Consider the following 12626-nt stretch of genomic DNA (forward strand, 5'->3'; position numbering starts at 1 on the left):
TCCGTTCATAAATAGACTGTTTAGCCAATTTCTCACACTATCTCGACTTGTTGATTATAGTTAGAGAAGTGATGTGAGGCTGAGTAGTGAATTTTTTGAATATTGATCGGAGATAGAAATGAGCGATTTAAAAGCAGCAGCGCTACGTGCACTAAAACTTATGGACCTAACTACGCTGAATGATGATGACACTGATGCAAAAGTGATCTCACTATGTCATGACGCGAAAACAGCAGTAGGCAACACAGCTGCAATCTGTATTTACCCTCGCTTTATTCCTATTGCTAAGAAGACACTTCGTGAGCAAGGTACGCCAGAAGTTCGCATTGCAACAGTAACGAACTTCCCACACGGTAACGACGATATCGACATCGCTGTTGCTGAAACAAAAGCGGCTGTTGCTTACGGTGCAGACGAAGTTGACGTAGTTTTCCCATACCGCGCGCTAATGGCGGGTGATGAGAAAGTAGGCTTCGAACTAGTTAAGCAATGTAAAGAAGCTTGTGGTGATATCCTTCTTAAAGTCATCATCGAAACAGGTGAGCTTAAAGAAGAAGCACTCATCAAGAAAGCATCTCAAATCTGTATCGAAGCAGGTGCTGACTTCATTAAAACTTCAACTGGTAAAGTGCCAGTAAACGCAACACCAGAATACGCTCGCATGATGCTTGAAGTTATTCGCGACATGGGTGTTGCAGAAACTGTTGGTTTCAAACCAGCAGGTGGTGTGCGCACTGCTGAAGACGCAGCTGCATACCTAGCAATGGCTGACGAAATCCTAGGTGACAACTGGGTTGATGCTCGTCACTACCGTTTTGGTGCGTCTAGCCTGCTAACCAACCTACTAAATACATTAGAAGTATCGGACGACGTCGCTGATCCAACAGCGTACTAATTCCAATAATACGTCTGAACGGTAGCACCTAAAAGGGTGCTACCAAACCTCTTCTATCCTACTACAACCATGGCTCAAAAGAGCTTGGGAGGCACTAATGTATTTACCACAAGAAATCATTCGTAAAAAACGTGACGGCGAAGTCCTAACAGCCGACGAAATCAACTTCTTTATTCAAGGCGTAGCGAACAACACGGTATCTGAAGGTCAGATTGCGGCGTTTGCTATGACGATTTTCTTTAATGAAATGACCATGGATGAGCGCATCGCCCTAACGTGTGCAATGCGTGATTCAGGCATGGTTATCGACTGGAGCCACATGAACTTCGGTGGTCCAATTGTCGACAAACACTCAACCGGTGGTGTGGGTGACGTAACTTCTCTGATGCTTGGCCCTATGGTGGCAGCATGTGGCGGTTTCGTACCTATGATCTCTGGTCGTGGCCTTGGCCACACAGGCGGCACGCTAGATAAACTTGAAGCGATTCCTGGCTACAACATCACACCAACGAACGAAGTTTTTGGTCAAGTAACCAAAGATGCGGGTGTGGCGATCATCGGTCAAACGGGCGATCTTGCTCCGGCAGATAAGCGCGTGTACGCGACTCGTGATATCACGGCTACCGTAGACAACATCTCACTGATCACGGCATCGATCCTGTCTAAGAAATTGGCAGCGGGTCTGGAATCTCTAGTGATGGACGTAAAAGTCGGTTCTGGCGCATTTATGCCAACTTACGAAGCGTCTGAAGAGCTAGCAAAATCTATCGTTGCTGTAGCAAATGGTGCAGGCACGAAGACTACGGCGATCCTTACGGACATGAACCAAGTACTGGCTTCTTCTGCGGGTAACGCGGTGGAAGTTCGTGAAGCGGTTCGTTTCCTAACAGGTGAATACCGCAACCCGCGTCTACTTGAAGTGACGATGGCATCATGTGCTGAAATGCTCGTGCTTGGCAAACTGGCTGAGAACACAGACGACGCACGCGCGAAACTGATGGAAGTGCTAGACAACGGTAAAGCAGCAGCTTGCTTTGGCAAAATGGTTGCGGGTCTTGGCGGTCCAGCTGACTTCGTAGAAAACTACGACAACTACCTAGAAAAAGCAGAAATCATCAAGCCAGTTTACGCGACAGAAACAGGTATTGTCTCTGCAATGGACACGCGTGCTATTGGCATGGCTGTGGTTTCTATGGGTGGCGGTCGCCGTGTTGCAACTGATGAAATCGACTACGCGGTAGGTTTTGATAACTTCATCCGATTGGGTGAAGTTGCTGATAGCGATAAACCTCTAGCAGTTATCCACGCTCGCAGTGAAGAGCAGTGGGAAGAAGCGGCAAAAGCACTACGCAGTGCAATCAAAGTGGGTGGTGAATATACACCAACTCCAGAGGTTTACCGTCAAATTCGTGCAGAAGACATCTAAAAGATTAAGTAATTACATAAGGCCTACTCAACCATAATAATTCGCCGAGTGGGCCTAAGGAAAGAGCAATGAAAAGAGCATTTATTTTAGTACTAGACTCATTCGGTATCGGTGCAACTGCTGATGCAAAAGAATTTGGTGATGTAGGTTCAGACACTCTAGGTCATATCGCTGACCAGTGTGAAAAAGGCTTAGCAGATAACGACAAACGTCAAGGCGCACTCCGCCTTCCAAACCTATCTAAGCTTGGTCTGGCGATGGCACACAAAGAATCAACAGGTCGCTTTGCTCCTGGCCTAGACGCTGATGCAGAAATCATCGGTGCTTACGGTCACGCTGCTGAGCTTTCTTCTGGTAAAGACACTCCGTCTGGTCACTGGGAAATTGCTGGCGTACCAGTTCTGTTTGACTGGGGCTACTTCACAGATAAAGCAAACAGCTTCCCTAAAGAGCTGACTGACCGCATTCTTGAGCGTGCAGGTCTAGATGGCTTCCTAGGTAACTGCCACGCATCTGGTACTCAAGTTCTTGATGACCTTGGTGAAGAACACATGAAGACTGGCCAACCAATCTTCTACACTTCTGCGGACTCTGTATTCCAAATCGCATGTCACGAAGAGACATTCGGTCTAGATCGTCTACTAGAGCTTTGCCAAATTGCTCGTGAAGAACTAGAAGATTACAACATCGGCCGTGTAATCGCGCGTCCATTCATCGGTCCTGGTAAAGGTCAATTTGAGCGTACGGGTAACCGTCGTGACCTATCTGTAGAGCCACCATCAGCAACGGTTCTGCAAAAGTTAGTCGAAGAGAAACAAGGCAATGTGGTTTCTATCGGTAAGATTGCAGACATCTACGCAAACTGCGGTATCACCAAGAAAGTGAAAGCGACAGGTATTCCTGCATTGTTCGAAGCAACGCTAGAGCAAATCAAAGAAGCAGGTGATAACACCATCGTATTCACTAACTTTGTTGATTTCGACTCAGCTTACGGCCACCGCCGTGATGTGGCGGGTTACGCTGCGGCGCTTGAGTACTTTGATGGTCGCATCAACGAAGTGCTCGAACTGATGGGTGAAGATGACGTGCTAATCCTAACGGCTGACCACGGTTGTGACCCAACATGGCCAGGTACTGACCATACTCGTGAGCACATTCCAGTATTGGTTTACGGTCAAAAAGTGCCAGCTGGCTCTCTTGGCCGCCGCGAAACGTTCGCAGATATCGGCCAAACATTGGCGAGCTACTTCGGTACTTCTCCAATGGATTACGGTAAGAATTTCCTATAATTAGGATATTAAAAACTAGGAGCTGAATGCTCCTAGTTTTATGTTTGCAGTATGCAAGTACTGCTTGTCGGAAATGAGAATACTCTGGCTTACATCGCCTTAAGCGCGGAGCGCTAGAGAAAGGTTAAGGAAAAGAAAAATGGCAACTCCACATATCAATGCTGAAATGGGTGCATTCGCAGACGTAGTACTGATGCCAGGTGACCCGCTACGTGCAAAATACATCGCAGAAACCTTCCTTGAAGATGTTGTTCAAGTGTGTGATGTGCGCAATATGTTCGGTTACACAGGTACTTACAAAGGCCGTAAAATCTCTGTGATGGGCCACGGTATGGGTATCCCATCATGTTCGATTTACGCGACTGAGCTAATCAAAGACTTCGGTGTGAAGAAAATCATCCGTGTCGGTAGCTGTGGTGCGGTGAATGAAGACATCAAAGTACGTGATGTTGTGATCGGCATGGGCGCGTGTACGGATTCAAAAGTAAACCGCATTCGCTTTAAAGGCCATGACTTTGCGGCTATCGCAGACTACAAAATGGTTCGTGCAGCAGAAGATGCAGCAAAAGCACGTGGTATTGATGTGAAAGTCGGCAACCTATTCTCAGCGGAGCTTTTCTACACGCCAGATCCAGAAATGTTCGACGTAATGGACAAGTACGGCATTGTTGGTGTTGAAATGGAAGCGGCGGGTATTTACGGCGTGGCAGCAGAATACGGCGCAAAAGCTCTGACAATCTGTACGGTTTCTGACCATATCAAAACTGGCGAGCAAACCACATCAGACGAGCGTCAAACAACATTTAACGACATGATGCTAATCGCGTTAGATTCAGTATTGCTAGGCGACGCAGAATAAGCGACAAAGATTCGTCTTCGCTTTCAAGAACTAAAAAAACAGCCCGCTCAAAGCGGGCTGTTTTTTATTTGAAGTTGGCTGTTGGAATTACTTGGTCAGCAGCAAGTTTTCGGCTTTTTTACGGCGGATCGGCTGTCTACGTAAAATCATAATAAACAACATGCCACACACAAAACTCATCAAGACCATCATATACATGTAACGATCACTCTTACGATAATGGTGATCAGAAATCGCCGTCACTCGGCCTGTCTCAAACGTCACACGTACAAAACCAATCACAGCACCATCAGCTAGGACAGGCTCGACCAATTGCTGGCGACCAATAGATGCGGTGGCCAGTGGGGTATCTAATCCTAGGACTTCACGAACAGACAGCGCCTCGTCACTCGATGCTAATCGCACACCTTGTGAGTCATAAATCGTGGCATCAAATACCAAACGGTCTTGCGCGAGCTGGTTGGTCAGCTTGAGCAATCGCTCTTGGTCTTTGGTTAATATCATTTCGCTGGCAGACAAAGATGCCTGCGAGATCAAAACCTTGGTGAGTGTTTCAAGCTGCTGCGCTTGAATCTTCTCGTTGCCCTTACTGATCACAACACTGTTTTTGATGGTGATGAATAACATCACGCACAGTAGGATTAGTGCCAGAATTCGCAGGGCATTCCTTACTGAGAACAAGGATTCACTCATGCTCTTTACTCATCCATTTAAAACAAAACAAAGACTTGCCTTTTTAGTTTGTTGAGGTAACGTTTTAGCAAAGTCATAAGGGATTATATACATGGACGCGTCAAAAAGCTTGCCTATCAGAAAACATACGACACTTTTAAACCGACTGCCCGAAACTCGATTTGCTACCCAGTTAGATAAAGCGAAAGCGAATTGGATCGTTTTTGCTGAATATCTTTCCCCTCGCCATTTTGAAGATATCGACTTCTTTACTGGTTTCTATAACCCGGTGTTAGAAACATGGAAAGTCGGTCAGTATGAAGTAGCATTGATGGCGGGCGAATTAACATCTAAACACGAAACCATCTTAAAAAGCCTCAACATTGATTATGCTTCTCTGAATGAAGTGCCGGATCTCTCTGCGCCTGGTTTAGTGGTGTTCGATATGGATTCCACAGCGATTCAAATTGAATGTATTGATGAAATTGCCAAACTGGCTGGAGTAGGGGAAGAAGTCGCCGAAGTAACTGAACGTGCGATGCAAGGTGAGTTGGACTTTGAACAAAGCTTGCGTCAAAGGGTTGGTAAACTAAAAGGAGCAGATGAAGCGATTTTAGAGCAAGTGCGTTCTGAGCTTCCATTCATGCCAGACTTTGAAGCGTTGATTGCGACCTTTAAAGCGCTCGGTTGGAAAACCGCCATTGCATCTGGTGGGTTCACGTATTTCTCTGATTACATCAAAGAGAAAGTCGGTCTGGACTTCGCTCGTTCAAATCAGCTTGAGATCATTGACGGAAAGTTAACTGGGCAAGTGATTGGTGACGTGGTATCTGCGCAAACCAAGTCCGATATTTTGGTTGAACTGGCGGATGAATACGAAATTGAACAGCATAATACCGTTGCCGTTGGTGATGGTGCCAACGACTTAGTGATGATGTCCGCCGCAGGCCTTGGTATTGCCTACCACGCGAAACCTAAAGTAGAGGCACAGGCACAAACCTCGGTGCGTTTTGCTGGGTTAGGTGGGGTGCTCTGTATTTTGTCTGGCGCGCTCGTGAAGCAGCAAAAAATCAGTTGGAAAGCGAAGCCTTAATAGAATCAGAAAGAAAAACACCGCCTATCTTGGCGGTGTTTTTTATTCCGTTAGTTCAAGTCGCACGACGACTTCTTCGGTGATGTCTTCAAACTCGCTGTAGCCAACCAAAGCCGTCAGCTCCTTTTCTAGTTTACTGGCTTGATGAACGCCAAACTGAGTAAGGTCACTCAAGTCCTGTCGTAGCAGCGACGTCATAGGATCAAAAATGGGTGCGGTAGACATTCGAAAGACATAGAAATCGCCCATCATGCGCGCTTTTTTGATGAACTGAATTCGCTCTTTCACGCTATTAAATTCTTGGTGCAGTTTGGATTCGATAGCAGTGATCTTGTTGCCGATTTTCGCCGTACTAATGTAGATGTCTTGGTGTCTTGCTTGTGCTCCGTCGACACGCTTAATTGGTTCTGCGATCAGCGTGCTAGAGCGGCCTTTAAAAATTGGCTCTAAAGAGAATTTTTGATCGTGACCTAAGCGCGCAAACAACTCAATGTGTTTTGGCAACGGCAGGTTCACTCCAACCACCGGAGTTTTTAGTGCCGACGCTGTACTTTTGCTGATAAAGATGGGTGTGCTTAACGTCCTTGATAGCAAAACGCTGTGCAGTCTTTCCAGTAATGCATTGCTTGGCAACATCTCTTTTTGTGGGATCAGCTTATCTTGGTTGTGTTCAATGATGCTGTTGAAGAAAGCGATCACACGGATCGTTTTGCTGTTTTCATCAATAACCAATTGTACGCTGCAACCGTCAGGGCTGACTCGAATAACGCGATATGGAACGGCCATGAGAGGCAGCTTTTTATCGTAAAGTTGTAACTCACGAAAGTTAACTTGCACTTCTTGTCCCGAGCGTAACATCGTTGGTTCATCTAAACGAATCCCTAAGCCTCGCTTAGAAATATCAACGGTTGAACCTGCTGCTTTTAACTCACCCGAACTGAGTTCAAGCGGCGTTTTGAATCGATAGCGTGGTTCTTTACGGCGCGATTGAGCATCGAAATAGATACCTTTAGGGTTGCCAGTGATTTTTCGAGGATGACGAAAGGCATTTAACGTGTTGGCTGGCAAACGCGGCTTTTCTGTTAATAGGTAATCTTGCCCCGACTTTTCGTCAGCGATTTCTTGCAAAATGCCGATATGAGTCAGTGACTGAGAGGTTTCGGCTAACTCTGGAGAGAATAGTGCGAGATCTTCTTTCTCTTGCTCAGATAACTCAAAAATAGAAATTCGAAACGCACGCCAACTTTCACGCTTAGCCCCTAAATGCCAAAACAGCTGGCGTTGTTCGCGAGTCGCTTCGGGTCTAAGCATCGAGTAGAAGTACGTTTTGTTTTCATGTTCATGAGTAAACGAGTACAAAACGTTACTGGTGCCTTTCACGCCTTGTTTGATCAAAGATGCGACGCGTTGCTCGTTAAACAAGGAGCCAAACACTTGTTGATTTCTCTCATCGTGCCAGTACTGCCACAACTTTTGGTTGTTTGGTGTCAGCATCGCTAGCTTGAGTTCGTTACCATCAAAAAACAGTGGTAAGTTGCTCGTGTGTTTGAGTGCAATGTGCTCATAACCGCGTGTGCGTGCACGAATGATTTTATCTTGGTTGTCATGACGTGCGCGTTTGGCGGCACTGTTTAATGCTTCGTCGATGACGCGCGCAACGACATTGGTTTCCGTTAGACGAATGGTTCGTAGATAGCGCACGGCATCATTTTCATAGCAATCGTCCACGGCCAATACTCGATACGACAGTGGCTTTTCGATGCCCGCGACTTGCGACTTGCCTGCAAACTCGGTAAACGAAACGTGAATGATTTCACCAAGGTTGTATTTAAATGCGCTCGGGACTTTAAATTTTGCCCCAGAGCTCGACAAATCGATGCTTAATCCATGAAGGATTTGCCCTTTGGCGCGGCGAATTTCTACCTGCGACTGAACCTTCAAGCGCTTTTCTTGGCGTTTTAAGTCGTAACCGAGGTGAACCGGCTCTGCGAGAAAGGGGCTTTTAGGATCGGTTAATGAATGAGACTTTTCCTGTGTGGCGAGCTTGCTCATCACACGAAAGTTATTGCGCGTGTTGACCAGTGCTTCCCACATGCCTTCGGTGTAGGTGCCAAACTTCTTAATGTTCTTGTGATAAGCATTAAAAGCGACATCGTCCAACCAATGCGAAATGCCATCTAAAACATATTCACGACATTCGCCTTTGACGCGACCACGTAAATCAATGCTCTTCTTACATGGTGCCATAAGACGGTTCAGTTCCATCTTCACTAAGATTTTGGCCGACGGCGGCTCTTCCTCGGTCAATTGACCAAGGACAAAATCAAAGTCTTCAGAACCATAAACGGGAATGAGTCTTTCAGCGAGTGAGAGAATTTCAGATTGCTGCATTATTTCTGTTAGAGTATGTCGTTACTTTAATTTGTATCGACTAAGTAAAGTAAAACTTAAGTATATCAATAGTTCATTTCAGATTAGATCTGACTTGGCTGTGCTTGGTCACATTTGTAGAAAAAATCGAGGCATCATGGCGAAAGCAAAACGAGCGTATGTTTGTAATGATTGTGGCGCGGATTTTCCACGTTGGCAGGGACAATGTAATGCGTGTGGTGCATGGAATACGATCACAGAGGTGCGCATTGCTGCTTCGCCAACCGTTGCTCGTAATGAACGCTTAAGCGGTTATGCTGGTTCGGCGACAGAATCGAAAGTCCAAACCTTATCTGAAATCGATCTGCAAGAAGTGCCGCGATTCACTAGTGGTTTTAAAGAGCTCGATCGTGTGCTTGGTGGTGGTGTCGTACCTGGCGCGGCGATTCTTATAGGTGGTAACCCTGGCGCGGGCAAGTCGACGTTGCTTCTTCAAACTATGTGTACGTTATCAGGGCTGATGCCGACACTTTACGTTACGGGTGAGGAATCGCTTCAACAGGTTGCGATGCGTGCGTCTCGTCTTGGTCTGCCAAAAGAGCACCTGAAGATGCTATCAGAAACCAACGTCGATAAAATTTGCCAAATTGCAGAGAAAGAGCAGCCCAGAATTATGGTGATTGACTCGATTCAGGTTATGCACGTTTCTGATGTTCAATCGTCACCGGGCAGTGTTGCTCAGGTGCGAGAATCTGCGACGGCACTGACTCGATACGCAAAACAGAACAATGTTGCGGTATTTATTGTTGGTCACGTAACGAAAGATGGTACTCTTGCCGGCCCTAAAGTCCTTGAGCACATTATTGACTGTTCTGTCTTGCTTGATGGCGGAACAGATAGTCGTTTCCGTACACTGCGCAGCCACAAAAACCGTTTTGGTGCGGTAAATGAATTAGGCGTGTTTGCGATGACGGGGCAGGGACTGAAAGAAGTAAGTAACCCATCGGCGATTTTCCTTTCTCGTGGCGAAGAAGAGACGTCAGGATCTTCGGTCATGGTTGTGTGGGAAGGTACACGTCCTCTATTAGTAGAGATTCAAGCGCTGGTGGACTACTCGCAATTGGCAAACCCTCGTCGCGTAGCGGTTGGTTTGGAGCAGAATCGTCTCTCCTTATTATTAGCCGTACTGCATAAGCACGGTGGTCTGCAAATGGCTGATCAAGACGTGTTTGTGAATGTAGTCGGCGGCGTTAAGGTAACAGAAACCAGTGCGGATCTTGCTTTAGTGATGGCGTTACTATCAAGCTTTCGCGATCGTCCGTTGCCAAAAGATGTGGTGGTATTTGGCGAAGTTGGTTTAGCTGGCGAGATTCGTCCGGTACCGAGTGGGCAAGAGCGTTTGAACGAGGCGTTTAAGCACGGCTTCAAAAAGGCAATTGTCCCGGCTGCTAATATGCCAAAAGGTGGCATTCCGGGGATGCAAATCCACGGCGTTAAGAAGTTGTCAGAGGCTATTGAGGCTTTTGACGAGCTGTAATGCTGAAAAAGAATGGTATTTGTGGGCTCACAAACTGTTCATTCCGTCCTGAATATAGAACGAATAAAGTACATAAATCGCTATGTTTGACTATCCTTTGAGGACGGAAAATTCACGTTAAAATTTTTTTTCTTCCATCTGCACGCAAGGGTATCAGTATTGACAGAATGTGATATACTCTGCGCGCACTTTATACCTTATTAACAGAGTAAGACAATGACTGATTTATCAAAATACAGAAACATTGGTATTTTTGCTCACGTAGACGCGGGTAAAACTACCTCTACAGAGCGTATCCTAAAGCTAACTGGTAAGATCCATAAGATCGGTGACACTCACGACGGTTCAACTACTACTGACTTCATGGAGCAGGAAGCTGAACGTGGTATCACTATCCAGTCTGCAGCAACAACTTGTTTCTGGAACGATCACCGTCTAAACATCATCGATACTCCTGGACACGTTGACTTCACTATCGAAGTTTACCGTTCTCTAAAAGTACTTGACGGTGGTATCGGTGTATTCTGTGGTTCTGGTGGTGTTGAGCCTCAGTCAGAAACTAACTGGCGTTACGCTGACGAATCACACGTATCTCGTCTGATCTTCGTTAACAAACTAGACCGTATGGGCGCAGACTTCTACAAAGTTGTAGACCAAGTACAAAACGTTCTAGGTGCAACTCCTCTAGTAATGACTCTACCTATCGGTATCGAAGAAGATTTCGTAGGTGTTGTAGACGTACTAAGCCAACAAGCTTACGTATGGGACGAGTCTGGCCAGCCAGAGAACTACGAAGTTCAAGAAATCCCAGCAGACATGGTAGACAAAGCAGCTGAATACCGTGAAATGCTAATCGAAACTGCTCTAGAGCAAGACGAAGATCTAATGATGGCTTACCTAGAAGAAGGCGAAGAGCCATCTGTAGAAGACATCAAACGTTGTATCCGTAAAGGTACACGTGACCTAGCATTCTTCCCAACTTACTGTGGTTCAGCGTACAAGAACAAAGGTATGCAACTTATTCTTGACGCGGTAGTAGATTACCTACCATCGCCAACAGAAGTTGATCCACAGCCTCTAACTGATCCTGACACAGGTGAAGCGACTGGTGAAGTTGCAACTGTATCTGCAGACGAGCCACTAAAAGCGCTTGCGTTCAAAATCATGGACGACCGTTTCGGTGCTCTAACCTTCATCCGTATCTACTCTGGTAAGATGAAGAAAGGCGACACAGTTCTTAACTCTGCAACTGGTAAAACAGAGCGTATCGGCCGTATGGTTGAGATGCACGCAGACGAGCGTAACGAGATCGATTCAGCACAAGCTGGTGACATCATCGCTGTAGTTGGTATGAAGAACGTTCAAACTGGTCACACTCTATGTGATCCTAAACACGAATGTACTCTAGAACCAATGATCTTCCCTGAACCAGTAATCTCTATCGCTGTTAAGCCTAAAGATAAAGGCGGTTCTGAGAAGATGGGTATCGCTATTGGTAAGATGGTTGCAGAAGATCCATCATTCCAAGTTGAGACTGACGAAGAGTCTGGCGAAACTATCCTAAAAGGTATGGGTGAACTTCACCTAGATATCAAAGTTGATATCCTAAAACGTACTTACGGCGTTGAGCTAGAAGTAGGTGCTCCTCAGGTTGCTTACCGTGAAACTATCACTCAAGCAATCGAAGACAGCTACACTCACAAGAAACAGTCTGGTGGTTCTGGTCAGTTCGCGAAAATCGACTACCGTATCAAACCAGGTGAAGTTGGTTCAGGCTTCACGTTCAAATCAACAGTTGTTGGTGGTAACGTACCTAAAGAATTCTGGCCTGCAGTTGAGAAAGGCTTCGCTGGCATGATGGAAACTGGTGTTCTAGCTGGCTTCCCTACTCTAGACGTAGAAGTTGAACTATACGACGGTGGTTTCCACGCAGTTGACTCTTCAGCTATCGCTTACGAAATCGCTGCTAAAGGCGCATTCCGTCAGTCTATGCCTAAAGCTGGCGCGCAACTTCTTGAGCCAATCATGAAAGTTGACGTGTTCACTCCAGAAGATCACGTTGGTGACGTAATCGGTGACCTTAACCGTCGTCGTGGTATGATCAAAGACCAACAAGCTGGTACTACTGGCGTACGTATCAAGGGTGATGTACCTCTATCAGAAATGTTTGGTTACATCGGTACTCTACGTACAATGACATCTGGTCGTGGTCAGTTCTCTATGGAGTTCTCACACTACTCACCATGTCCAAACAACGTTGCTGAGCAAGTAATTGCTGACGTTAAAGAGCGTAACGCTAAGAAGTAATTCTTAAGTTAACTCTATGATTTTAAAGCCCCGCCTCGTGCGGGGCTTTTTATATCTATGGCCGAAAGTTGTTTGAAGAGTCATCAACGTTCATCTTTTAAGTTTGCTTTACTTTGATGCTGAGATGCTGGCTAACATTCATCACCGAACTTGGTCGTTCTCTTGCTGTTTAGCAAAA

9 protein-coding genes are annotated in these 12626 nt (G+C 46.1%); 7 read left to right on the forward strand and 2 right to left on the reverse strand.

The genetic code is table 11. The annotated features are described in order from the left end of the window. The first annotated feature begins 118 nt into the window (after positions 1 to 118). The 4 genes from deoC to deoD all read left to right on the forward strand — a co-directional run bounded on the left by deoC (position 119) and on the right by deoD (position 4469). Positions 119 to 895: a deoxyribose-phosphate aldolase gene (gene deoC, locus UF05_RS03845; RefSeq protein ID WP_005456105.1), complete on the forward strand. Its 777-nt coding sequence runs from the start codon at positions 119 to 121 to the stop codon at positions 893 to 895. Positions 896 to 992: 97 nt separating this feature from the next. Next, the gene (gene deoA, locus UF05_RS03850; RefSeq protein WP_005494080.1) at positions 993 to 2321 is read left to right on the forward strand and encodes a thymidine phosphorylase; all 1329 of its coding nucleotides are present in this window, start codon (positions 993 to 995) and stop codon (positions 2319 to 2321) included. 68 nt (positions 2322 to 2389) lie between these two features. Next, the gene (locus tag UF05_RS03855; RefSeq protein WP_005456086.1) at positions 2390 to 3610 is read left to right on the forward strand and encodes a phosphopentomutase; all 1221 of its coding nucleotides are present in this window, start codon (positions 2390 to 2392) and stop codon (positions 3608 to 3610) included. A 139-nt stretch (positions 3611 to 3749) separates the two neighbouring features. Continuing rightward, entirely contained in the window at positions 3750 to 4469 is a 720-nt protein-coding gene (deoD, locus tag UF05_RS03860) for a purine-nucleoside phosphorylase (RefSeq protein ID WP_005456104.1), read from the forward strand. An 87-nt stretch (positions 4470 to 4556) separates the two neighbouring features. Here the strand turns inward: deoD and UF05_RS03865 are convergent, their stop codons facing one another. Beyond that, on the reverse strand, positions 4557 to 5162 hold the full coding sequence (locus tag UF05_RS03865) for a YtjB family periplasmic protein (protein WP_005481596.1): 606 nt from the start codon (positions 5160 to 5162) through the stop codon (positions 4557 to 4559). Between the two features lie 91 nt (positions 5163 to 5253). On the opposite strand from UF05_RS03865, the gene serB reads away from it, so the two are divergent. After that, complete coding sequence (gene serB / locus UF05_RS03870) at positions 5254 to 6234, forward strand: phosphoserine phosphatase (RefSeq protein ID WP_045545323.1); 981 nt, start codon at positions 5254 to 5256, stop codon at positions 6232 to 6234. 42 nt (positions 6235 to 6276) lie between these two features. On the opposite strand, the gene UF05_RS03875 is transcribed toward serB, so the two are convergent. Further along, positions 6277 to 8625, reverse strand: a complete 2349-nt coding sequence (locus tag UF05_RS03875) for a PilZ domain-containing protein (protein WP_045545322.1) — start codon at positions 8623 to 8625, stop codon at positions 6277 to 6279. Positions 8626 to 8761: 136 nt separating this feature from the next. Between UF05_RS03875 and radA the strand changes: the two genes are divergently transcribed. Continuing rightward, on the forward strand, positions 8762 to 10141 hold the full coding sequence (radA, locus tag UF05_RS03880; protein WP_005456064.1) for a DNA repair protein RadA: 1380 nt from the start codon (positions 8762 to 8764) through the stop codon (positions 10139 to 10141). A gap of 216 nt (positions 10142 to 10357) precedes the next feature. Further along, positions 10358 to 12448 carry an elongation factor G gene (fusA, locus tag UF05_RS03885; protein ID WP_005456593.1) on the forward strand — a complete coding sequence of 697 codons (2091 nt, stop codon included), beginning with the start codon at positions 10358 to 10360 and terminating at the stop codon, positions 12446 to 12448. Positions 12449 to 12626: the final 178 nt, after the last annotated feature.

The organism is Vibrio sp. S457-15 (genome assembly GCF_000960545.1).
In the GTDB taxonomy this organism is placed as follows: Bacteria; Pseudomonadota; Gammaproteobacteria; order Enterobacterales; family Vibrionaceae; genus Vibrio; species Vibrio parahaemolyticus.